General features: G+C 43.2%; 19 protein-coding genes and 1 tRNA gene. 15 read left to right on the forward strand and 5 right to left on the reverse strand.

What is annotated here, in order from left to right; translation table 11 throughout:
- Window positions 1–121: 121 nt before the first annotated feature.
- The 10 genes from ISG33_RS11330 to ISG33_RS11375 all read left to right on the forward strand — a co-directional run bounded on the left by ISG33_RS11330 (window position 122) and on the right by ISG33_RS11375 (window position 13,173).
- Entirely contained in the window at window positions 122–5,170 is a 5,049-nt protein-coding gene (locus ISG33_RS11330) for a DUF4132 domain-containing protein (protein ID WP_195733690.1), read from the forward strand.
- A 72-nt stretch (window positions 5,171–5,242) separates the two neighbouring features.
- Window positions 5,243–5,680 carry a hypothetical protein gene (locus ISG33_RS11335; RefSeq protein ID WP_195733691.1) on the forward strand — a complete coding sequence of 146 codons (438 nt, stop codon included), beginning with the start codon at window positions 5,243–5,245 and terminating at the stop codon, window positions 5,678–5,680.
- A 250-nt stretch (window positions 5,681–5,930) separates the two neighbouring features.
- The gene (locus ISG33_RS11340; RefSeq protein ID WP_195733692.1) at window positions 5,931–7,244 is read left to right on the forward strand and encodes an amidohydrolase; all 1,314 of its coding nucleotides are present in this window, start codon (window positions 5,931–5,933) and stop codon (window positions 7,242–7,244) included.
- A 140-nt stretch (window positions 7,245–7,384) separates the two neighbouring features.
- On the forward strand, window positions 7,385–7,876 hold the full coding sequence (purE, locus tag ISG33_RS11345; protein ID WP_195733693.1) for a 5-(carboxyamino)imidazole ribonucleotide mutase: 492 nt from the start codon (window positions 7,385–7,387) through the stop codon (window positions 7,874–7,876).
- Window positions 7,873–9,012: a 5-(carboxyamino)imidazole ribonucleotide synthase gene (locus tag ISG33_RS11350; protein ID WP_195733694.1), complete on the forward strand. Its 1,140-nt coding sequence runs from the start codon at window positions 7,873–7,875 to the stop codon at window positions 9,010–9,012. The genes purE and ISG33_RS11350 overlap by 4 nt, the downstream gene beginning before the upstream one ends.
- An 87-nt stretch (window positions 9,013–9,099) precedes the next feature.
- Window positions 9,100–9,175 (forward strand) — tRNA-Thr (locus ISG33_RS11355).
- A gap of 164 nt (window positions 9,176–9,339) precedes the next feature.
- Complete coding sequence (locus ISG33_RS11360) at window positions 9,340–10,911, forward strand: leucyl aminopeptidase family protein (protein ID WP_229333547.1); 1,572 nt, start codon at window positions 9,340–9,342, stop codon at window positions 10,909–10,911.
- A gap of 71 nt (window positions 10,912–10,982) precedes the next feature.
- On the forward strand, window positions 10,983–11,459 hold the full coding sequence (locus tag ISG33_RS11365; protein ID WP_229333548.1) for a copper chaperone PCu(A)C: 477 nt from the start codon (window positions 10,983–10,985) through the stop codon (window positions 11,457–11,459).
- A gap of 79 nt (window positions 11,460–11,538) precedes the next feature.
- On the forward strand, window positions 11,539–12,006 hold the full coding sequence (locus ISG33_RS11370) for a Dps family protein (RefSeq protein ID WP_195733797.1): 468 nt from the start codon (window positions 11,539–11,541) through the stop codon (window positions 12,004–12,006).
- A gap of 75 nt (window positions 12,007–12,081) precedes the next feature.
- The gene (locus tag ISG33_RS11375) at window positions 12,082–13,173 is read left to right on the forward strand and encodes a PQQ-dependent sugar dehydrogenase (RefSeq protein WP_195733696.1); all 1,092 of its coding nucleotides are present in this window, start codon (window positions 12,082–12,084) and stop codon (window positions 13,171–13,173) included.
- A gap of 76 nt (window positions 13,174–13,249) precedes the next feature.
- Here the strand turns inward: ISG33_RS11375 and ISG33_RS11380 are convergent, their stop codons facing one another.
- The 3 genes from ISG33_RS11380 to ISG33_RS11390 form a co-directional block, all read right to left on the reverse strand.
- The gene (locus tag ISG33_RS11380; RefSeq protein ID WP_195733697.1) at window positions 13,250–14,164 is read right to left on the reverse strand and encodes a dienelactone hydrolase family protein; all 915 of its coding nucleotides are present in this window, start codon (window positions 14,162–14,164) and stop codon (window positions 13,250–13,252) included.
- A 101-nt stretch (window positions 14,165–14,265) separates the two neighbouring features.
- Window positions 14,266–15,042, reverse strand: coding sequence for a phytanoyl-CoA dioxygenase family protein (locus ISG33_RS11385; RefSeq protein WP_195733698.1), 777 nt, complete (start codon window positions 15,040–15,042; stop codon window positions 14,266–14,268).
- Between the two features lie 27 nt (window positions 15,043–15,069).
- Window positions 15,070–15,381, reverse strand: a complete 312-nt coding sequence (locus ISG33_RS11390; protein WP_195733699.1) for an Mpo1-like protein — start codon at window positions 15,379–15,381, stop codon at window positions 15,070–15,072.
- Window positions 15,382–15,535: 154 nt separating this feature from the next.
- On the opposite strand from ISG33_RS11390, the gene ISG33_RS11395 reads away from it, so the two are divergent.
- From ISG33_RS11395 to ISG33_RS11415, 5 genes are all read left to right on the forward strand, one after another.
- The gene (locus tag ISG33_RS11395) at window positions 15,536–16,396 is read left to right on the forward strand and encodes a thioredoxin family protein (RefSeq protein ID WP_195733700.1); all 861 of its coding nucleotides are present in this window, start codon (window positions 15,536–15,538) and stop codon (window positions 16,394–16,396) included.
- A gap of 12 nt (window positions 16,397–16,408) precedes the next feature.
- Complete coding sequence (locus ISG33_RS11400) at window positions 16,409–16,603, forward strand: DUF2065 family protein (RefSeq protein WP_195733701.1); 195 nt, start codon at window positions 16,409–16,411, stop codon at window positions 16,601–16,603.
- Window positions 16,604–16,679: 76 nt separating this feature from the next.
- On the forward strand, window positions 16,680–17,978 hold the full coding sequence (locus ISG33_RS11405) for an adenylosuccinate synthase (protein ID WP_195733798.1): 1,299 nt from the start codon (window positions 16,680–16,682) through the stop codon (window positions 17,976–17,978).
- A 161-nt stretch (window positions 17,979–18,139) separates the two neighbouring features.
- On the forward strand, window positions 18,140–19,633 hold the full coding sequence (locus ISG33_RS11410) for an aldehyde dehydrogenase family protein (protein WP_195733702.1): 1,494 nt from the start codon (window positions 18,140–18,142) through the stop codon (window positions 19,631–19,633).
- A gap of 110 nt (window positions 19,634–19,743) precedes the next feature.
- On the forward strand, window positions 19,744–20,187 hold the full coding sequence (locus ISG33_RS11415; RefSeq protein WP_195733703.1) for a VOC family protein: 444 nt from the start codon (window positions 19,744–19,746) through the stop codon (window positions 20,185–20,187).
- Here ISG33_RS11415 and ISG33_RS11420 read toward each other — a convergent pair.
- Window positions 20,184–21,560 (reverse strand): Na+/H+ antiporter NhaC family protein, encoded by a 1,377-nt coding sequence (locus tag ISG33_RS11420; RefSeq protein ID WP_195733704.1) that lies wholly within the window; start codon window positions 21,558–21,560, stop codon window positions 20,184–20,186. The genes ISG33_RS11415 and ISG33_RS11420 overlap by 4 nt on opposite strands.
- Before the next feature lie 12 nt (window positions 21,561–21,572).
- Window positions 21,573–24,200, reverse strand: a complete 2,628-nt coding sequence (locus tag ISG33_RS11425; RefSeq protein ID WP_195733705.1) for a serine hydrolase — start codon at window positions 24,198–24,200, stop codon at window positions 21,573–21,575.
- Between the last annotated feature and the right edge of the window lie 2 nt (window positions 24,201–24,202).

Below are 24,202 nucleotides of genomic sequence, written 5' to 3' on the forward strand. Positions count from 1 at the left end.
ACCTCTTTGCATATTCTTTTTTTGAAAGTCAAAAAACACTTTGCAGATAAGGTTAAATAGGCAAAAATACAGACAAACAGGGAACAGTCATGTTAGAAGATGGCAAGGAAAGGATTTAATAATGCTAACACTAGAACAAGCCGAAGAAATCTTAAGCGCAAAGTCTAAAATCAATTTTAAAAATGAATCGTTTGCAGGGTTTTCGCATCAATATCAGATTTTAGGAAAGCTCATCACACAGTCTTTGTACTTAAGAAATTATGAAGAAATTAATGTTGTTAAAACCTATCAAGATGCTTTCGGAAAGAACCTTGATATAAACCCTTGGCAAAGCAAGGAAGGTAAAAAGCTAGGCCTAAAACTATTCGGGCAATTATGGTCGTCATACATTCCAGATCTATGGGACCTTATATTTACCTTACCTTACCAACAACACTTTTATCGCCGCTCATATCGAATAGCCAAGAATGAAATTCATATAAATAATGCCATCATGCGCTTAAGAGACATTAACATAGGCGCCTGTGCTGGATTCCGCGATTGTTCGTTTGTGGAGCTAGTACGTTTGTTGCCTCACTATCCACATCATAGTTTGTCATATCTAATTACTCTGGCGTTGAAAGATAAAAGTAATGAACCTGCGCTTGAGACCGTAGTGACCGATATCATCAACAACGAAGATGAACTAGGTGCGGTCTCTAGAGATTTATTAAAAGCATTACTGTTGAGTGAAGATAAAAAACATTGGCATTTAGTAGGACGATTGTTATTAGCCGCGCAGCGCCAAGAGGGTTTGCGACAAAGTATTTTAGAATCGACCGATGAAACTAATGTATCAGCACTCAAATATTTTATAGACCTTATTTTAGAACACGATTTATCCCGTTTTAGCAGTGTCATACGTGCTGTTGATGCATGGTTTGGGTTCGGCTGGGAAGCCGCAAAGAAGAAAACAGTGACCCAAACGCTTAGGCTTGCTCAACGCTTTTTAGAGTGCGGCGAAGAGCGAGAAGAAGCGTTTACTAGCAAAAACAACCTTGACGCTTATGTAGCTTATTGGGCGGAAGGTGTTTTTGATGCTGTCAAAGCAGTGAATAAGGCGTATTCAGTAATAGCAAGTAAAGACGCGGCCAAACACAATAAACTCGTTGCCTTGTTTTTTATCTCTTCTACAGAACAACATGCCCCCGCTTTGGTTGACTATATGCTTGAGAATTGGGGAGAGGATATAGAAATAGATTATTGGTTGCTTGAAAATACGCCCCCGTTTAATTGGCAGCCTGAATTTTTCGATAAGGTAAGACAAAGTGCCGACGCTCTGCCAAGTAAAGGAAAACGTTTCGGTGGCGACGTATTTGAATGGCAACACTATGAAATAAGTCCTGCGCACTTTTACAGCTTATTAGTCACGCAGGCGTCTGAGGAACAATTGCAAATATTAGCTTCAAATATTACTCGCATACCTAGCGAAGCTCGTGAACAACTAATGCGTAAAATATTTCCTAAGCACTTTTCGTATGGCTCTTACGATTATTTATCTACCGCAAAAGACTCTGCTAAGAAATCGAAAGATAGAGCGCTTAATATTCCATCGGGCCATTGGCAGCGAGCATTAATATATCAAGCCATAAAAGACCGTAATATGTCGGTTATGTATACTGGGCTAAGCTGCTTGTCACAACTTGACATCAGCCAAGCAGAATTCTCTACCTTAGTGGATTTACTTGCGCGCCAGAATAAAGAACTACGAGCGAGCTTGCTGAAAATATTACTCAACCAAAAGCAAGATGATTTGATTGCGGTCACCGATAACTTATTAAGTGCGAGTAATGTCAATCAACGTTTAGCTGGGCTTGAAATACTGACCAGTTTGGATAAAAAAGATCTTGCAAAAAACTTTGTTGATCAAAAAATTGAGCAATTTAAATCACGAGCAAGCTTTAGTAAAAATGAAGAAGTGTTGCTGGCGCATTTTGAGCCAAAGGCAACAAACGCCTACACTCTTGAAAACGCATTTGGCGTCGTAGATTTTAGCAAAGTTAGGCCGCTTATTGACCCGCAACCTACTCTAACACCAAAAAAGAGTCTTTCAAATTTATTGAAAAGCTCACAAAGCGCGTTTATTAATGATTTTGTTGATGCAAAAAAGATAGTTAAACAAGTTAATGCTTTGTATGAATTATTAGAACAACACCGAGATGTTGAATTTACCTGCGAGAGCTGGCGAGGAGAAACGAATACATATTTAGTCGCAAACAATTGCTCGTACACCAAACATGACTTAGACGGATTAACACCGCAAGAAAAGTACTCATATTTTGCGCTGGCGGAGGTGTGGGAAAGGTGGTATCGCGAAGCAGCGCTCAATGATTACGAAATGTTTTATGCTTGCACTTATGTCGATCCACATGGCATTCAGCATCATAATTCAAATAAATTAAAAGACTTTGTGCAGTCCTACTATCCAAATTTAAGTGGTATCAAGCTAGAAAAAACCAAAGAGTTCTTTTATCACAATAAAAATAACTCAGTTAAAAACATTTTAAGCGCCTTGGCGTCAGCATTTTGCGATCAGCAGCTGCTAAGCGTTTTTTGCATTGAGTGTGTTGAAGACATGGTTGCTTGCTGTCCTAGCGATTTGAAAACAATCAACTTGGGTAAAAGCAGCTATTGGCAAGAAAACAAAACGTGGGTAGAAGTTATTACCAATTCTGACTTCTTTAATTTTACCGTTGACATAGATGGGTTGATTAACAAAACTCCAGATATGGCTTTGCGCTATTATGACTTGTGCTGTTACTTGTTTTCTCATCGCGTTGCATTCCCGTCGCCCGTAAAATCCTTCGAAAATTTGTTGGCGACATCGCTGGCGTCTAAGAATTTTCGTGACAGTATGAGAGTTGGCACAATAGACCCAATATTTGCAATTAAGCTTTATAATAAACAGTTGTTAGACGCAGATAACTTAATACTTTCAGGTCTTTTCGACCGGCAAATGTTAGAAATACTAAATGGGCAACAACACCGTCACCAGCAGTCCCTTAAAGGACTGAATTTACCCTCACAACAAATGCAAGCTCTTAAACATAGGTTGCTTGAGGTAGAGCTAGCGCGGGGCGATCTCAAAACCGAAGCTACCGCATACATCAATTGGTTGACGGACTTTACGAGCTATGAATATATGCTTGAAGCATTAACTCGTTTAGGTAAAGAGAGCTTTGACCGAGGTTATAGTTATCACTCTGATAGTAAGAAGGTATCGTTCAGTCATATTTTGGTCTCTAGCAGCCCTGCAAAAGAAGAAACCTTTGAGCAATTTAGCAGAAGTCTTGATGAAGCCGCGCTTAGCAAAAGCCGCCTTGTTGAACTTGCGTGCTATGCCACACAATGGGCAGATTGGATAGGGCGTTATTTAAAAATAGACAATTTTACCAAAGCGGTTTGGTGGTTTCATGCTCATGCCAGTGATTATAGCAATGCAAGAAAAGAAACTGAGATCGCACGCTATTCTTCAATAAGCATTCAAGATTTTAGAAACGGTGCAATTGACATAGATTGGTTCAATCAAGTGTATACATCGCTTGGCAAATCAAATTGGAAGTTATTTCACGAAGCCGCAAAATACATCAGCGACGGCAATGGTCACCGACAGGTGAAGTTATATTCAAGCGTAATGTTGGGTGAGGTAAAAATTACCGAGACCACTAAAAAAGTCATCGATAAACGAGACAAAGACTATTTACGTGCCTTAGGGCTTATTCCACTGAGTAAGACGGTTCCTGAGAAAGACTTATTAAAGCGTTACAACCTTATTCAAACCTTTCTTAAAGAGAGCAAGCAATTTGGTGCCCAGCGCCAAGAAAGCGAGCGCATTGCCTGTGAGATTGCCCTAGACAACTTAGCCAGAAACGCTGGCTATGATGATCGCGTTCGCTTTGAGTGGGCAATGGAAGGTAAGGCAACACAGGCAATAATGGATAAGGCCCAAGTCGAATTTGATGATGTGAGTATGTCGCTTTGTATTGATGAGCATGGCAAAGCGCAGATCCTTGTGCAAAAGGGAGATAAAACGCAAAAGTCGATACCCGCCAAGTACAAAAAAGACAAAAAAGTGCAAAGCTTGAAAGACGGGAAGACCTATCTTACTAAGCAATATGCAAGAACGCGAGACTCACTAGAAAACGCCATGCTGCGCGAGGATGTGTTCTCTCGCAATGAAATTGAAAAAATTATGCAGCATCCGATTGTAAAAGTGATGCTGGGTAAAATAGTGTTATTTAATCAAAGCGCGCAAAGCTCTGGATTTTATCAAGACGGCGAGCTTGTAGATGCAAAAGGGCAACATCATAAAATAGATGAAACCGATAAACTCGTGATTGCGCACAGCGCGCATTTGCAACACATTGGCTTGTGGAGTGATTATCAAGCATATCTTTTTGAGCACAAAATTAGCCAAGTTTTTAAGCAAGTTTTCCGCGAGTTGTATATATTAACTGATGATGAAAAAGAACGTGGGAATCGCTCAGAACGCTATCAAGGCTACCAAGTTCAGCCAGCACAAACCGTGGCTTTGCTGCGGCGTAGGGGCTGGACGGTATCTTATGAAGAGGGCTTACAAAAGGTATTTCACAAGCATGGTTTTATGGCTACTATTTACGCCATGGCCGATTGGTTTTCGCCAGCTGATATTGAAGCGCCAACCATAGAGTACGTGTCGTTTCATTCGCTAAAAGACTACACAAACATTCCGCTTAAAGACATTCCGCCGGTGATTTTTAGTGAAGTCATGCGCGACCTTGATTTAGTCGTAAGCGTAGCGCATGTTGGTCAAGTTGACCCAGAGGCAAGTCATAGCACCATGCAAATGCGCGCGGTGCTAGCAAAAGAATCAGCGCGTTTGTTTAAGTTGAATAACGTTGAGGTGAAAGAGCGTCATATTGTTATAAAAGGCAGTTTAGCAGAATATAGTCTGCACTTAGGCAGTGCTCGCGTGCAGCGAAGGGGTTTAGACTTGAATATTATTGCCGTACAAAGTCAGCACAGAGGACGGGTGTTTTTGCCTTTTGTGGATGATGATCCTAAGTCGGCAGAGCTAATATCTAAAATGAAACTTTTGGCCGAAGACAATAAAATACAAGACCCGACGATCCTTTCTCAAATTAATAAATAGACATAACAATGATTAGAATTAGCTTTGTGGGTGCTTCTTATTTTAACTTGTGACGGATTACAGTGAGTAGATATGAATATTGAGATTAAACTAAAGAAGCTGGGTAAAAAGAAAGTTCTGTCGATTGTATTAACACTCGATTGTAGTCCAAGTTCTTTGCAAGAGCTGATCGAAGCGTGCGTCAGAAGTGAAGTTAGACGTTACAATGAAAAAAGAAGAGAATCAGAGCTTGCTGATACGGGCCACGCTTCTCTGACTTCTTTTCTTAGCTCCCAGCAAATCTCTGATCAATTGGAACATGGTAAGGTTAGTTTTGGGGATATCACTAATAAAACCATTGTAGATGAAAATAAGGCGATTGAAGACGCGATATTAGCTTTCAAAGATGGTCTATTTTTAGTCTTCTTAGATGACCAAGAACTGGCAACATTAAACTCATTAATTAGGCTAACGGAATCTACGAATCTCACCTTTGTAAAAATGGTTTTTTTGACTGGTACACATTGGTAGCTTTTTGGATACAAGCATTTATAAAGTATAGGTTTACCGAGCGAGTTCTATTTTAAATTGTCAATAAGGGAATAACCAATATATCTAAAGGAGCTGCCACTTGGCAGCAATAGAGACGACATGGGCGATTGAATTTTTTGAACGACTTTGTAGCGCCGACGTGAGAGCTCACAAATTGTGATTTTATTCATTAGCAAGATGCGATATCGTAACTCCCCAGGCATTGATAAAAACAACAATAAGGCAAATTATGAAAGCGTTACTTCCTTTAGTCCTAGCGATGAGTTTAGGCTCTTTTGCTACAATCAGTTCAGCACACAATCACGGCGTTGCTGACGTAGCCGCAATGGCCGACAAAATTGAGCCCCAAGTTATTAAGTGGCGCCATCATCTGCATCAGAATCCAGAACTCTCGAATAGAGAATTTGAAACCGCAAAGTACATTGAAAAGTACCTGCGTGGTTTAGGTCTTGAAGTGCAAACAGGCGTTGCTATTACGGGCGTGGTTGCGGTGCTAGATTCTGGGAAGCCAGGACCAACGGTTGCCTTACGTGCCGACATGGATGGCTTGCCGGTACCTGAGATAAACGATTTACCTTTTAAGTCTACTGCAACTGGCATGTTGGATGGTAACGAAGTGCCAGTTATGCATGCTTGTGGACACGATACGCACATGGCTATGCTAATGGGAGCAGCAAAAATACTTACCGATATGAAGGGTGAACTGCGTGGTAAAGTGAAGTTTATCTTTCAGCCAGCGGAAGAGGGAGCACCTACCGGAGAGCGCGGTGGTGCAGAAGTCATGGTTGAGGAAGGTGTATTAAAGAACCCTGATGTAGATGTTATATTTGGTCTACATATCAGTGCGAATACCGATGTCGGCAAGGTTCGTTATCGACATGGCGGTATTATGGCTGCAGTCGACCCATTCAAAATAGTGGTAAAAGGCAAACAGGCGCATGGTGCTTATCCATGGAAAAGTGTCGATCCAATCACTACTTCAGCGCAGATTATAATGGCATTGCAAACCGTGGTGAGTCGAGAAATCAAAGTCATTGACGACGCTGCAGTGGTAACGATTGGCTCTATTCATGGCGGCAATCGCTCGAATATTATTCCAAACGAAGTAACGATGGTAGGTACTATTCGTACGCTTAACAAAGCGGCGCGCGACCATATGTATGAAGCAATCCCACGCAAGGTTAAAGGAATAGCAGATAGTATGAGAGCCGAAGCTGAGGTGACTTTGCCTTTGGATTATAGCTACCCAATTACTTTCAATGATCATGATTTGATGGATAAAGTGCTGCCGACCTTAGTGCGCACAGCAGGCCAAGAAAACGTGATTAACTCCAAAGCGGTGACTGGCGCGGAAGATTTTTCTTTCTTCCAGCAAGAAGTGCCAGGCGTTTATCTTTGGGTAGGTGGAAAACCTCTTGATGTTTCGGAAGAAGATTCTCCAGCTCACCATACTCCAGAGTTCTTTGTTGATGATAGTGGCATGAAACTAGGCGTTAAGTTACTGACTAATATGACGCTAGACTACATGAACGCGAGTAAATAGAGTGTAAAAAGAGTGATAGGCGCCAAATTAAGCGTCAATTATTGCTATAAAAAAGCACGATATTGCGTATAATATCGTGCTTTTTTAATGGCCAAGAAAAACTTCTGCTCTTTGGCTTACCTAACTAAGTGGTATTTAAAATGGCGCAAGTCGCAATCGTGATGGGCTCAACTTCTGATTGGCCTACAATGCAAAAAGCAGCTCTAATGTTAAAAGAGCTTGGTGTGTCTTTTGAAGCTAAGGTTGTTTCCGCCCACCGTACTCCAAATTTGCTAGTTGAGTTTGCTGAAACCGCAGCAGAGAAAGGTATACAAGTTATCATTGCTGGAGCTGGTGGTGCTGCGCATTTACCAGGCATGATTGCCGCTCACACTCATATTCCTGTATTTGGTTGTCCTGTCCGCTCAAGTCAACTGAATGGTCTTGATTCTCTACTATCGATCGTGCAAATGCCTAAAGGTGTTGCAGTAGGCACTTTGGCTATTGGCGAAGCTGGCGCTGCGAACGCAGGTTTGTTGGCAGCTCAGGTAATAGCGCTACAAGAACCCGCAGTTCGCGATGCTATTATCGCTTTTAGAAATAAACAAACCGATACCGTAATGCAAAACCAAACATTGGAATTAGACGATTGAGAGTTTTAGTCTATGGCGCAGGCCAGCTTGCACAAATGATGTATCTTGCTGCAGCACCCTTGGGTGTCATCGTCAGCGCTGTCGACGTGGCTACGGAAACTGTGGTCAATCCGGTCTCTAAAAAGCCAACCGGCATTAGCTTGGCCAATGCAATCGAAGAAGCCCAAGCAATCACGGTTGAATTCGAACATGTTCCAGAGCACTTATTAGTCGACGCTGATAAAAGCCAAAAGCTCTATCCAAATATTGCATCTATTATGGCTGGCGCTGATCGCGTTCGTGAAAAAGCCTTGTTATCGAAATACAATATTCCGAATTGCCCGCACATGATCATTAACGATGTGAGTCAGCTTGATCAAGTGCTCAGTACTTTGGGTGAGAGAGTTATTTTTAAAGCAAGTCGCGACGGCTATGATGGTTATGGTCAGTGGCGCATGGCTGATGCTTCCGACCTCGACAAACTGCGTACGGAGTTTGCTGCCCTCGATTTGAAAAAAGTACCGTTAGTAGCCGAAACCATGCAAGATTTTGATAGAGAAATCTCATTGATCGGCGCAAGAGACAAAGACGGCAATGTTAAGTGTTTTAGCCTTGCTGAAAACTTGCATCATCAAGGGCAGTTACATGTATCGGTTGCACCTATTACGGGTCTAACGGAAAGTTTGCAAGAAAAAGCCAATAAGATATTCGATACACTAGCCACAGGCATGGATTACGTTGGTGTGCTTGCTGTCGAGTTATTCCAATGTGGCGATGAACTGCTGGTAAATGAAATAGCGCCGCGGGTACATAATTCGGGGCATTGGACTCAGCAGGGCGCTGATACCTGTCAATTTGAACAACACATACGCGCTGTATTGAATCTTCCCCTAGGAAGCACAGATGCGCATAGCATTAGTGCAATGGTAAATATTATTGGTTGCACATCTTTCAGCCGCGATTTAATCAGTATTCCGGGTGCTCACCTGCATTGGTATGGAAAGGAAGTGCGAGCTAAACGTAAAATGGGGCATATTAACGTCGTGGCTAGTTCACATAAGGCGCTAGGCGATAAGCTTAATAATCTATTGGCCTTTTTACCTCTTGAGCACTTCCCGGAACTTAAAGCGGAAGCAGCTAGACTACAAGCAAATTGATCATAAGAGCTTGACTTGCAGCGCTTAATCCATAAAATACGCATCGCTTTGTTAGGAGTCTTCCTTAACAAAGCGCACTCTTTGTGTGCCGACTTAGCTCAGTTGGTAGAGCAACTGACTTGTAATCAGTAGGTCACCAGTTCGATTCCGGTAGTCGGCACCATTTTCCCCAAGCTTATCTTTATCAGCCTTTCGTTCACCAAGAATGTTGTTAAAGCATCGGAAAACACGATGCTATTTGCAATTTAAACAGTATTTTTATTGGTGTTAATCCAGACTACACTTTTCATAAATAACTTAATCAACCATACAACTGAGATTATATTTATGAAAAAAGTGTCCGGACTGTTTAACAAGGTCGTTAAAACAACAGGTATCGTTAGTATTGCTTCTATTATGAGTGCTAACGCGATGGCAAATGCTACATTCGATTTCACTCAGAGCCTCAATGAAAATGCAAATACGAAAGTGGTGTTCGCCGATAATGCTCAAGAGCTAGATGGCGCACTTGCTAAACTCAACCAAGAGTCAAACGGACAAATCCTTAGCCTTATTAAGCTTAACGATTTTGATGCTTCTTTTGGCTCAACGCTACATTTGCAGATGGTTGCCGGCACAGAATCACTATTAATTGTGGGTACGAATGATGAAGATGGCGAGTTAGATGCCCCCGATTTACAAAACCTCGGCGGCAAGATTGCCGGTGCATTAAAATCAAGCTCAAAAACATTCAATGCAGATATTCATATCGACAATCTTGCTACGACTATTAATACCCCGAGTGCACATATTGCATACGGCTACCAGTTGCGTCATTACAGCTTTGATAGATACAAAACAAAGAAGAGCAGTGGTGAATCCACAATTAACTTGGTAACGCAAAATGCAAGTGCAGCCTCAAGTAAATTCAATACGGATTTGCTCTTCGTTGCTCAAGGCGTACACCTTGCTCGTGATCTAGCCACTGAGCCGGGTAAAAATATGTATCCTGAAGCTTTTGTTAAGCATGTAAAAGCTAAATTTAAAGGTGTGAAAAATATCGATATTGACGTGCTCGACATGCGCGACATCGAAAAGTTGGGAATGGGCGCCTTAGCTGGCGTAGGTAAGGGCTCAATCAACGATCCTCGCTTGTTAGTTATCAGCTACCGTGGCGCTGCCAAAAACGAAGCGCCGCTTGCTTTGGTAGGTAAGGGCATCACTTTTGATACCGGCGGCATTAGTTTAAAATCAAATAGCGGCATGTGGGCAATGAAGTCAGATTTATCGGGTGCTGCAGCGGTGGCAGGGGCAGTTTATGCTGCAGCTAAACGCGAAGAGAGCATTAATGTAGTCGGATTCATGCCTTTAGCCGAGAACATGCCAAGTCAAGATGCTATTCGCCCAGGCGATGTACTTGAAACTATGAAAGGCGTGAGCATTGAGATCATGAGCACTGACGCTGAAGGTCGTTTAATTTTAGCCGACGCAGTGCATTATGCTCAGCAGGAGTACAAGCCGAAAATGTTGCTAAATATAGCTACATTGACGGGGTCAGCTGCAAGAGCATTGAGCGATGAGTACGCTGCTGTGATTACTCGCGATTTTGAGCTGTCTACTCAAATGATGGAAGTAGGTAAGAAATCGGGAGAGCACGTATGGCCGCTTCCGCTGCACCCAAATCATTTTGAGCAAATAAAATCGCCTATCGCAGACATAAAGAATTCAGGAGCAGGTAACCCTGGTGCTAGCATCGGTGCTGCGGTGGTGGCAACCTTTGTTGATGAAGACCTCCCTTGGGTTCATCTTGATATTGCGGGTGTAGATTGGTTAGACGCTGGAAACGACGTCGCGCCAAAAGGCAGTCAAGGTTGGGGAGTGAGATTCATGGATCAATTGGTACGCGATCAGGCCAAATAACTTGATTAATGCCCAGACCAAGTTACACTTTTCCAACAATAAATATATTCATAGTAATGAAAGGGGTTATTTTGGAAAAACGCTGTTGTAAACTGGCTTGGGCAATGTCTTTCATGCTCATGTTTGCTGCGTTTACTGCTCAAGTGAGCGCACATGATCATAAAAGCCCTAAAGGTAAAGTTACGGTGTCTGATGCGTGGGCGCGTGCTACGTTTGCGTTGGCGAAAACTGGCGCGATCTACCTTGATATTACCAATGACAGTAAACGAGATGTTAAGCTTTTAAAAGTGCGCGTAGCCGATACGGTAGCGAGCGCTGCACAACTGCATGAAACCTTAATGAAAGACGACATGATGCAAATGCGAGAGTCTGAAGAGGGCTTTCTGATTGCCGCAGGAAGTAAGTTATCACTTCAATCTGGTGGTAAGCACGTGATGTTAATGGGCTTGTCGAAGCCGCTAGCGGTAGGCGATACTTTCACTCTGAGCTTAATATTCGAGAGAAACGTAGTCATACGAGTACCCGTAACCGTTAAAGACGGTCGTTAGTTTATTACAGTCATATCTTATTGCGCTGGCAAGTTCGGCGCATCCTTGTCAAATTTGTTTGGAGAGTCACATGAGCCTCATGAGTCAAATTGATATTGGTATTAGCGAAGAGAATCGTTCGCAAATTGCCCACCAACTGAGTCGCTTACTAGCCGACTCTTATACCCTTTATTTACAAACACACAACTTTCACTGGAATGTGACGGGTCCACAGTTTCGTGAGCTACATTTAATGTTTGAAGAGCATTACAACGAGCTAGCCCTTGCCGTAGACGAAATCGCCGAGCGTATTCGTACACTGGGTTTTCCTGCTCCTGGCACTTATCGTGCCTTTGCTGAGCTGAGTTCAGTAAAAGAAGTTGATGGTGTTCCTGATGCTAGCGAAATGATAAGCATTTTAACGCAAGCCCATGAAGCCGTGGTGCGTACTTGCCGAGTTGCATTAAAAATGGCGCAAGACTTTGACGATGAATCAAGCTCAGCTCTCATTGGTGATCGCATGAGAATTCACGAAAAGACATCTTGGATGCTAAGAGCAATGCTTTAGGCTGATACAAAGTGTGCGCTACGTCGTATAGTTTCTAATTAAGTGAAATTTACATTAAATATTGAGAAAACGTCCATGTTGAAAAAAATTATTGGCCTAAGCGCTGGCATTGCATTGAGCGCAAATATAGCAGCCGTTGAACTGCAGGTTGACGAAATAGCCACAGGTTTAAAAAACCCATGGAGTATTGCTTTCATGAGCAATGGCGACGCCCTTGTTACTGAGCGCGCTGGTGGCCTTCGTAAACTCTCTGCCAATGGCGAGCTTAGCGAACCTATCCTTGGCCTTCCGGAAGCGGCTGTATTCGGCCAAGGTGGTATGTTGGGCGTTACCCTACACCCAGACTACGAAAACAATCAATACGTATATGTGTGCTTATCGGTCGCTGATGGCAAAGTGCGCGGCAGTGAAGTACATCGCGGAAAATTAGTTGGCAATGCTCTCACCGAGGTGAAAGAAATCTTTGTAGCATTGCCAAAAGTAGATAGTGCGCACCATTTTGGATGTCGTTTGGCCTTCGACGGAAACAAGCACCTTTATGTGTCCCTTGGCGATCGTGGTTCGATGAAAGAGGAAGCCCAGAGTACGGGTAATCACATTGGCGCTGTCGTTAGATTAAATGATGACGGCTCAGTGCCTGATGATAATCCATTTGTTGCTGGACCCGCACCTGAGTTGTTTAGTTATGGTCATAGAAATGTTCAAGGTATGGCTGTTCATCATAAAACAGGTAAGGTTTGGACGCATGAGCATGGGCCAAAAGGTGGCGATGAAATTAATATTCTAGGAAAAGGTAATAACTACGGTTGGCCAACGATTACCTACGGTGTGAATTATAATGGCAGTATTATTACCGATAAGACTGAAATGCCAGGCATGCAGCAACCTCTTACCTATTGGGACCCATCAATTGCACCCAGCGGTATGGCTTTTTACGATGGCGACGAATTCCCAGAGTGGAAGGGCAACCTACTTGTAGGCTCTTTGAAGTTTAGATACCTTAATCGCATTGTTTTAGATGGTGACAAAGTGGTTAGTCAGCACGAAGTGATTAAAGATTTGAACGAACGCATTCGTGATGTGAAACAAGCACCCGATGGCAGTATCTACTTACTAACCGATAGTACTGAGGGTAAAGTGTTGAGGTTGACCAAGAAGAAAAGCTAATTTACCTTCGATTGCATTAGAAAAAGCGAGCCATTGCAAAGTGACTCGCTTTTTTTATTTGAGAACCGAGCTACGCTTAAGCAAGGTGTTTATTGAAAAATGCTATACTTCGTTGCCAAGAGAGTTCGGCATCTTTTGGACTATATCGGCTAGTAGAGTCATTGTGAAAACCATGTTGAGCACCAGCATAAATATGAGCATCGTAGTCGGCTTCATTTGAATCTAACACCGCTTTATAGGAAGCCCAACTCGCATTAACTCTTTTGTCTTGCTCAGCAAAATGAATTAGTAGAGGCCCTTTTACTGCACTTTGTAACTCTGCCTTTGCAGGCGTGCCGTAATAAGGCACGGCGGCATCGATATCATTTGGCATCGTTGCTGCTAGCAAATTGCTAATATAACCGCCAAAGCAAAAGCCGACGACACCCAACTTTCCAGTACCAGCCTTATGAGATTTTAACCATGATGCTGCCGCCATAAAGTCTTGTTCAATTTTGTCGCGTTCTAGGCTACGTTGCATTTTTCTGCCATCGTCGTCGTTCCCTGGGTAGCCACCAAGTGGAAAGAGGGCGTCGGGTGCAAATGCGATAAAACCAGCTTTTGCGAGTCTGCGAGCGACATCTTTGATATAAGGGTTGAGCCCGCGGTTTTCGTGCACAACGAGCACTGTTGCTGCGTTTTTTTCCATTTCACGAGGTGCAACTAAATAGCCGTTACCCTTGCCATGGCCCTTTGGCGATTCAAACTCTTCGTAACTTGCTTTTATCGACGGGTCGTTGAAACTCACTTGCTCCGCTTGAGCATAATTGGGGATCAGTGCTCCCGACACAGCGCCCATCGATAAACCCACAATAGAAAGGCTTGCCAATCGAGATAAAAAGGTTCGACGATTAATATCACCGTGCGCATATTCGTCGTACCAATCGAAGGCTTGTTGTGGAATAAGCTCTGCCGGAAGTTGCTCGGAATTTGATTTATTGTCTGTAGTCATACGAATGTCCTTATTGATCATTTGAAGAGTACTGCTGCTGATTTACATAAAATTACTATGAGTTCAGAGTATAGAACAGCTTTGCAGTAGCAAAAGAAAATTTACATTCGGGCTTTAAGGTCGATTGCATTTTTAAATACTTGAGGTGCTTCTAAGTTGTCAAGTTGCTCATGTGTAGGTAGGCAATCACTATCAATAAATTCAGCGTATTTTATGTCGTTAGGGCAGAAGAGAAAATCGAAAGCAAGCCTATTATTGGTCTTACTATAAAGTCCTCGATGGATTAGGTTTGCTGAGAAAATCATGAGATCACCTGCATCAAGGGCTTGAACATGGCCCGAACTCAAAGGCTCTGGATGCGTTTTCCCATTCCTTTCCAGTCGAACATCGAGTTCTTCCTTGCTATCCCACCGTTTATGGCTGCCGGGCACAAGCTCCAGACCTGGTTCGTCAACCAATGGCACTCTGAAATGCACAACATCAGGCTGTGTAAGCATGGCTTTCTGTTGTTCAAGTGTTAAGTGATATTGCGCGTCACGGTGCCAGTAGTTTTTTTGCGTGCTGTTTGCTGGATCGAAGAATAATTGGGTATTAAGAAAAGCGAAATTGCCTTGTAATACCTGATGGGCTAGCCGCATGATTTTATGTGAAGAGACAAAAGCGAATAATTCGCTTCGCTGTGCAGTATTAAGATACTTCGTCGAGCTTAGGTAGGCAGAGTTAATAGCCCGCTGCTGATAAAAGTCGGCGTTGTCTATCAACCATAGTTCATGAAAAGTAGATACGCACTCGTGTAGCGCCTTTAATTCATGCGCTGAAAAGAATTTCTTCAGAACAACATAGCCATTAGCGTTGTAACTATCACTGATAGCGTGCATGAACGAGCCTCAGAATTAACTTAGTTGTTATTGTCTTAAGGATATTTTACCAATGAGAATGTCTTTAAACATCACCCAATCGCCCATTAGGCTGTAAAAGGGATACTGAAAAGTAGCGGGTTTATTATGCTCGTAAAAAAAGTGACCAACCCATGCAAAGCCATAACCAATAAGGGGGATCAAAAGTAAATACAAGTACGTCGACGTAAGCACCGCCGCGACAATCACCACCAAAACTAAGCATGAACCGATAAAGTGTAATAAGCGGCAAGTTTTATTCTCGTGCTCCGACAAGTAATAAGGATAGAACTCGCTGAAACTGTTGTATTTCTTCTCCATTATTCCTTCCTTTTCTAAGTGCTTTTTTCCAGTATTAACGTTGATGTTATCACATTTAAATCAGCAAACAATTGTGTCTTGTCTGCTCTTTGGTCTTGTTTTCTTATCGATAAATCCCATACTAGCTAGTAATTAACGATTAACGAGAAATTGCATGTTAGCTAGCGCGAATAACAGTCCTTTAGATATTACCCTCGAAAACTTTCAACAAGTCATTTTGGAAGAGTCGAAGAGCAAAATTGTGATGGTGCAATTTTGGGCGCCTTGGAGTGAGCCTTGTACCGAGTTAACGCCAGTCTTACAAGCGATTGCTAGTGAGTACACTGAAAGCCTCCTATATACCCGAGTAAACTGCGATGAGCAGCAGGAGATAGCGGGACAGTTCGGAGTGCGCGGCTTGCCTACGGTTATTTTGGTGAAAGACAGCCAACCAATAGATGGCTTTGCTGGCCCACAAAGTGAGCAACAAATACGTGATGTGCTCGAAAAGCATCTTCCTAAAGCAGAAGATGGTTTTTTAAACGAAGCTCTTCAATGCATTCAAAATGGTGATTACCACAGTGCTTTTAGTTTTGCCAAACAAGCCTTTGAAGCGAATAACGAACGGGTTGATATTCGTTTAGTATTAGCCGACTGCTATGTTGAAGTAGGGCAAAGTGCATTAGCGAAAAAGTTACTTGAGCCAATCACTTTGGTAGACCAAGATGCTCAATACAATATTATCGTTGGTAAAATTGAGTTAGCAGAACAGGCGTCGGAATCACCTGAACTAAAACAGCTTCAAGCTGACTTAGAAGCAGATCCAGAAAACCTAGACATTAAGGTAAAGTTAGCGGTGCAGCTACATCAGGCTCACAAAACGGCAGAAGCCCTAGAATTGTTGTTGAGTGTATTGAAAAAGGACCTGAGTTTTGGCGATGCAAGAAAAATCACCCTCGATATAATTAATGCGCTACCCGATGGTGAACCATTGAAGTCGCAATATCGCCGTAAAATTTATAGTCTTTTGTACTAAACGGGGATAAGAATGTTAGACGCGTTTTTGTTAGCGCTTTGCTTTTTGTTGATCATCGAGGGTGCAATGCCCTTGTTGATCCCCAGCAAATGGAAGCAATATTTGATGCAAATGGCGCTTCAGCCAAAAGAGTCATTACGAAGAATTGGCGGCGTAATGGTAGTTGTGGGCGCGGTAAGTGCATATTTCTTGGTAAAGCAGGCATAAATAGCAAAATTGGGGTGATTTTTTCCTCATAATTTTGCTAAAATCGCGGCCTAATTTTTTGATGCAAATATCTTCCATGGCTAAAAACGTTGTTGTACTCGGCACCCAATGGGGTGACGAAGGAAAGGGAAAGGTTGTAGACCTTTTAACAGAACAAGCTTCTTTTGTTGTTCGCTATCAAGGCGGACACAATGCGGGGCACACTTTAGTAATCGATGGTGAAAAAACCGTCCTCCATCTTATTCCGTCAGGTATTTTACGTGAGAACGTAAAATGTGTGATTGGAAACGGCGTGGTACTTAGCCCAGAAGCCTTGCTGAAAGAAATGGCAATGCTCGAAGAGAAAGGCGTTCCTGTAAAAGAGCGTTTAGTGATAAGTGAAGCCTGCCCGCTTATTCTACCTTTTCATATCGCTTTGGATGTTGCCCGCGAAAAAGCTCGTGGTAACAAAGCGATCGGCACTACTGGGCGCGGAATTGGTCCAGCCTACGAAGACAAAGTGTCTCGTCGCGGCTTGAGAGTGGGTGATTTGTTCAATCCAGAAGAGTTTGCTATTAAGCTTAAAGAAGTATTGGGTTATCACAACTTCATGCTTACCGAGTACTATAAAGAAGTGGCGGTGGATTATGACGAAGTATTGCAAGAAGCACTTTCAGTAGCCGACTTACTTCAGTCTATGGTGGTTGATGTAACTGACCTTCTCGAAACGGCTCGCCAGAATAAACAGTCAATTATGTTTGAAGGCGCCCAAGGCACTTTATTAGACATCGATCATGGTACTTACCCTTACGTTACGTCATCTAATACTACGGTAGGCGGTGTTGCAACGGGTGCAGGTTTCGGACCATTGAACATCGATTATGTCCTTGGCATCGTTAAAGCTTACACCACGCGCGTCGGATCAGGCCCTTTCCCTACCGAGCTAGACTGTGAAGTTGGGCAACATTTAGGTGTGAAAGGCCATGAATTTGGGGCAACTACTGGGCGTAAGCGCAGAACAGGTTGGTTCGACGCGGTTGCTATGCGCAGAGCGGTTCAACTTAACTCGGTAACGGGATTTTGTTTAACTAAACTGGACGTATTAGACGGCTTAAAAACCTTGAGCATTTGTACGGGCTATAAAGATAAAGACGGTAACATAAGCACTATTCCGCCGTTAGCCGCTGAAGGATACGACTTAGTAACGCCAGTGTATGAAGAAATGCCAGGTTGGTCGGATAACACCTATGGCGTAACTACCTATGAAGGTTTACCGCAGGCAGCCAAAAACTACATTAAACGTTTAGAAGAGCTTACCGGTGTGCCTATCGATATTATATCAACTGGCCCAGATCGTGCCGATACAATGGTGTTGAGAAACCCATTTTCTGAGTAAGTATACAAGCGTGCTATTCAATATTTGAAAAGCAATAAGCCGATTTTTACCTCAGTCTATTGAGTATTAAAAGTCGGCTTTTTTATTTCTACAGCTATCCTTTATGAAGTGCAGAAGCTTTGCTACTATCAAAGCATATACGTAACTTTAAGGACACGTTCATGACGGAATCAGCGTCAACATCATCTTCCACTCACAATCATACCGACAGCGATGCTTCTAGTGGGAAAGCCTCAAATGATATACACAGTGAGAGCTCCCTCGACGCTTCCTTTTTCGCAAGTGCTGAGTCGCTTTCAGTAGAGAGTATTGAGCCGCTTAAGCGTACCTTTGCCTCCGGCAGAACTAAAGCTTACGATTGGCGCATTGCTCAGCTGACGGCCTTAAAGAAACTTCTTACTGAAAATACCAAAGAAATCACAAAGGCACTGCACAGCGATCTTGGAAAAAGTGACTCAGAGGCATGGCTTACAGAAATTGGTTATTCAATACACGACGTTGATGACAACATTAAAAAGCTGAAGTCGTGGATGAAACCCAAAAAAGTCTCTACCCCCATGGTTGCATGGCCCAGTAAGAGTTTTGTTATAGCTGAGCCCCTAGGAGTTGCCTTAATAATAGGGGCTTGGAATTATCCCTTTCAGTTAGTTGTCACCCCATTAATTGCTGCTATTGCCGCAGGTAACTGCGCGGTAATAAAACCCTCAGAGCTATCGGAAGCTACCTCAGAGCTTTTGAGCAAATTAATACCTAAATATCTCGATAACACAGCCTTTAGAGTACAAGAAGGTGGGAAAGACGAAACTACTGAGTTGCTTGCGATGCCCTTCGACAAGTACTTTTATACGGGTGGTGAGCAGGTGGGTCGAATTGTGATGACTGCTGCTGCAAAACATCTTGCGCCTGTTACCTTAGAGTTAGGTGGTAAAAGCCCCTGTGTTGTTGACGGCGAAACTAACCTCGAAGTAGCAATTCGCCGTATTGTCTGGGGTAAGTGGATGAACGCGGGGCAAACCTGTGTTGCACCTGATTATCTGTTGATTGAAGAAAAGTATTTGGCCGACTTTAGCCAAGCTCTCATTGCAGAAATAAAGAAGCAGTATTCTGAAAAGCCTAAAGCTAACAAAGACTACGGAAGAATTATAAATCAGCGCCATTGTGCTCGATTGATCAGTTATCTTGACGGTGTAAATGTAATTCACGGTGGCAAACATGATGTTGCTGATTGCTATATTGAGCCAACAGTGGTGATTCAGCCCGCGACGGATGCGAGTATCATGCAAGAAGAAATATTTGGACCCTTGCTACCAATACTTACTTTTAAGTCGAAACAAAGTATGACGAGTTTCATAAAATCACGACCAAAGCCGCTTGCTGCTTACTTGTTCACATCTGATAAAGCCTTTGAAACAAGTTTTATTGAAGATATCAGTGCCGGCTCTATTTGTGTTAATGATACCAATATATTTTTGGCTAACCACGAACTTCCTTTTGGTGGCGTTGGCACAAGTGGTATGGGCAGTTACCACGGTAAGGCTGGCTTCGATACTTTCAGCCATCAAAAAGCAGTGATGAAGCGTGGTTTTCGTTTTGATTTTGCTGTGCGTTATGCCCCGTTTAGTAAGCTTAAGCTGATGATGTTAAAGCGTTTATAGTGATAAGATGACTTTTGTGTAGGTATGTAGTTATGTAGCTTTAAGTGCTTGGCGAGACTTATTTTATAAGCTTATCAACTCTGTAATCTCCACCGTTAAAGGAACACCTGATGTTGAAGAACGAAGAATTGACACCCTTTCATCTTGCGGTACCAGTGACAAACTTAGAGCATGCCAGAGAATTTTATGCTGGCATGTTGGGCTGCGAAATGGGACGCAGCAGTGAGCATTGGATAGACTGGAATTTTTTTGGTCATCAGTTTGTTACGCACCTAGTTGCAAAAATGCCGCCTCAACCAAATTACAATCAAGTAGACAGTAAAGCGGTGCCAGTGCCTCACTTTGGTGTGGTGTTAAATATGCCTGAATGGGAGTCTCTCGCAGAGCGTGTTTCCGCGTATTTGTCAGCAAAAGGTCAATCTTTCGTTGTAGCACCTTATATCCGTTTTAAAGGGCAGGTAGGCGAGCAGGGTACTTTCTTCTTACTTGACCCCTCTGGCAATGCTCTTGAGTTCAAAGGCTTTGCAGATAAAACCCAATTGTTTGCGAGCTAGAAGAATACTTGCACACTCAATAAAAGATAAGCGGCAATTGTAATTGCACCGACAAATAGCGCGTAGGGCATTTGCGTTTTTACGTGCTCAAGTATGTCGCAGCCTGCAGCTAAGGACGACACGGCAGTAGTGTCTGAGATAGGCGAGCAGTGGTCGCCAAATATCCCGCCACCTAGAATAGCGGCTAATACCAGTGATGGCGGTAGCCCTAGGCTTGCTACCAATGGCATACCAATTGGAATGAGTATCGCAAAGGTTCCCCACGACGTTCCAGTAGTGAATGACATTATGGCACCAGCAATGAAAAGCATTGGCACTACAAGTATCAGAGGAAGGTGCTCACCAACAATACTCGATACAAATAGGCCTGTACCCAGTTCTTTCAAGCTCGCACCAAGCGCAATTGACAATAACACGATTGTGACCAGTGGAAGCAATTCCCCCATGCCATTAAAGCCAATTTTTAAAGACTCTTGATGGTTAAAGCGCTTATTCCATAGTAATTGTAGGTAGGCAACTACACCGGCTAGAAAGGTGGCGTAGAGCACTGATTTACTGCCACTCCCCTGAGTTATATCGCCATTACCAGTAAGTAACATAAAAGCAAACATGCCAATAACCATGACCAATAGGGGCACAATCATAAATCTCGATTTAGTAGCGGGACTAGCGTCTATCTGGGTGTTAGTTGATTCGAGATTCTGTTCGGCCTCTTTCATCGGACCATGCACTTTGTCACTGATGATAGTATAGCCTACAACAACCAAGGTAAGCCATGCATAGATGTTGTAAGGTAAAGTGCCCCAAAGAACTGAAATGGCGTCTTGCTTAAGATCGTAAGTACTGATTAAAGCCAGAACATAGGCTCCCCATCCGTTAAGGAGGATGAGTATACAAATAGGAGCGCAAGTTGAATCTATAATATAGGCAAGTCGAGCTCTACTCATTTTATACTTGTCAAATAGGCCTCTTGCAAAGATACCGGCAGTCAGCACACTTAAGTTCGATTCAATAAAAATAGCCATACCTGTAAACATGGTGACGCCGCCGACACGTTTCTTGGAGTTCACGAAGCCGCTGCCAATTAAACGATTTACTGTTGCGCTTACGCCACCAGAGTCGCGAATGAAGGCTAAAAGTGCACCAACCAGCAAGCTGAAAACAAGAATACGGGTTGTGCTGCCATTGCCTGCGGTAGTAATAATACGTTCTATTGTATTTATTGGGGTATTTAGCCAATGCGTTTGATTAGTAGTTATGGCGAGTAGCAGCTCGGAGCTAAGCACAGCCAACAATAGCGCTAAAATAACCTCTTTTTTCCAAAGTACAACGCTAATCGCTACCAGCGGTGGCAATATTGTGAGCCAATCCATGTGTAACACCTTTTATTTTTTGTTATTTATTAATAAAGCTTCATAAATGAGGCCATGTAATTCGCCGAAGAACGTTTGCTCATTCAAACTTGCGTCTGAACCACTGTTGTCAGGTGCTAGCTGCCTTATTGAATGATGCTTATTGCTGAGTATGATAATCGCTAAGTCGTGCTTCGGATCAATAAGAACTGATGTGCCATTGGGGCTGGCATATCCAAAGCTTGCGTTACTCGCAAAGGGACCAAATTGCGCTGTCCGCTCTGCATTTCCGTAAAGTTGCCAGCCCAGGCCAAGCGTATTTGCACGCGCAGAAGCTGATGTGAATACTTGAAGGGTGCTGGGGGTGAATACTTCGATATTTCCGTATCCACCGCCATTCAATAGTACCTGCGCGAGTACAGCTAAGTCGTGAGTGTTTGAAAAAAGCCCTGAATGCCCTGAAACACCGCCCATGGCATAGAAAGCATTTGGGTTTTCGACTTCACCTTGCAAGGTGTACTCTCGCTGATTTGGGTAGCGAGTTGTGCCATTAGGCATTTGAGTTGCTGGCGCTGTGGCTGCAAATTGAGATTTTTCGAAGCCTTTTTTCAGTGGACTGAAGAGCGTATGTTGCAATCCTAAAGCTTGGTAAATGTTGCTTTGCAGGTAATCATCCAGCGGCGCTGCACTGACTCTTTCTATTAACAGCCCTAGCAGCATAAGATTAATTTCACTCTCAGTTTGAGCGCTACCCAAAGGTGCGCTTGGTGCGACGGCTGTGAGCAATAAACGTTTGGTCTTGGCTGGATTCTGAGAATAAAAGTAGGGACCATAATCGTTATCAGCGCGGTAAAAGTCGGGGGCTTCCCTAAAGCCAGATGTGTGCGCTAGTAAGTCTTTAACACTTATGGCTTCACGATGCTTACCTTTAAATTCAGGTAGATAATAGTGCAAGGCCTTATTTAGGTCTATTTTACCTTCGCTCACAAGCTTCATTATCGCTAGGTTTGTTGCGAAGGCTTGTGTAGTTTCCCCCAGATCGAACATGTGTTGCTGAGTGAGTACTTCGCTGTTTGCAAGCAGCGCCCCATTGTCATCGAAACGGCGCGCGACACCATAACTCTCATGTTTTATCAGCTTACCCTCGTGAACTACTGCTATGTTGATACCAGGAAATACAGGCAAGATACTTTGCTTGATATAGCTATCAACGCCGTCAAAAATCGCTTTATGCGAGCTTTGACTCTTGCCAAGAGCATTTACAGTAGGAAAGGGTATGCGAACATGTATGCTTGCATCTTGAGGTTTGATATTACGAATACTAAATATATTCACGCCATTTCTTGTGCGCTTGCCCAATGGCAAGCGATTAATGTCTTGGTTATTTATCGTACCAAGTTGGATTTTCTCGCCGTTAATGTGAACATCGGCTGAAATTGCTGAGTCAGAGCTAAGGAATAGCTCACCTTGGCCCTCATAAGCTAGAAAGATCGCCTTATTTCGCAGCAGATTCGTCTGACCTTTAGCGTCCATCGCCTCATCCGGCTGATTGTAAAAGCTTTGATTTATCTGACCTTGCAGACCTTCCAGCACGTTGTTGACCGAGCTACTTTGTAAAGCTAGGTGATTTTGTGAGTTGTCTTCTTGCAGGCTCTCGGTTATGGCATCATTATCACCGATGGCATTACCACGAGCTCTTTGGCCAGCCGATAATTCATCTTGGTAAAGCGAATAAATATTTTGATAGTGCAGTGGAAAATACTTATCAAGCAAGGCAAATACTGCCGCCGCACTTTGATTATTCAGTTCACCTGTAACTTGCCAAGGTAAAAAGTGCATCTGAAAAGCCGAGAGCGTATCTATTGTTTCTTGATTATTGATACCGGTTACCGTGATGCCGTAGCCATAGCTCGACAGGGCTTTCTGTACTAGCGACAGACTAGGCGGCTGTTGATTAAACTCAAGCCAATGCCGTGTAAAACTTTCTTTGTCGTACCAAGCGCCAATGCCCTCTTGATATAATCGATACCAAGGGAAACGCGGCCCGGGGTCGTTTTTGCGTGACGGCGCAACATCTGAGTGCCCAATGATAGCAGTAGGTGTAATATCCGGGTTGCGACTCAGTATGTCTTTAGTCAATTCAATCAGAGCTTGGATTTGTGCTTCTTCGAAATCAGGGAATGTGCACAAGTCGCGGTCTTTTTCAGCACCTAAAATGCGTGGTGCTATCGAATCATCTGAGGCATCAATTACGGTTGCCTCTTCACAACTAGCTTGGTTGACTATTTCTATACCGATACTGTGATCGTTCAGGCCAGAACGTCCTTGCCAATAACTGACGCCTGCATGCCAGGCTCGTTCAGTTTCATCAACCAATTGAAATATCTTGATTTTTTTTTGATGGTACGTAGGGTCGTTTAATGCAGGGATGAGATAATGAGAACTCACGTTACCTTCGTTCACCAAAGCCTCTACCGACTGCTGAAAATCCACAGCAGTGAAATGCATTATCAGTGATTTTACGCGATAACTGTAATTCTTCGAGGGCATCTGCTCAATCGCTGCTTTCTGCGATAGAGATTGACAACTGGCAAGCATTAGGCAAATGCCGAGCGTTGCGATGATAGTCAAAATGCGTGAAGTACTTACCTTATGTAGCATCA

Origin of the sequence: Marinibium conchae (assembly GCF_015595035.1) — a bacterium.
In the GTDB taxonomy this organism is placed as follows: domain Bacteria; phylum Pseudomonadota; class Gammaproteobacteria; order Enterobacterales; family Alteromonadaceae; genus Glaciecola.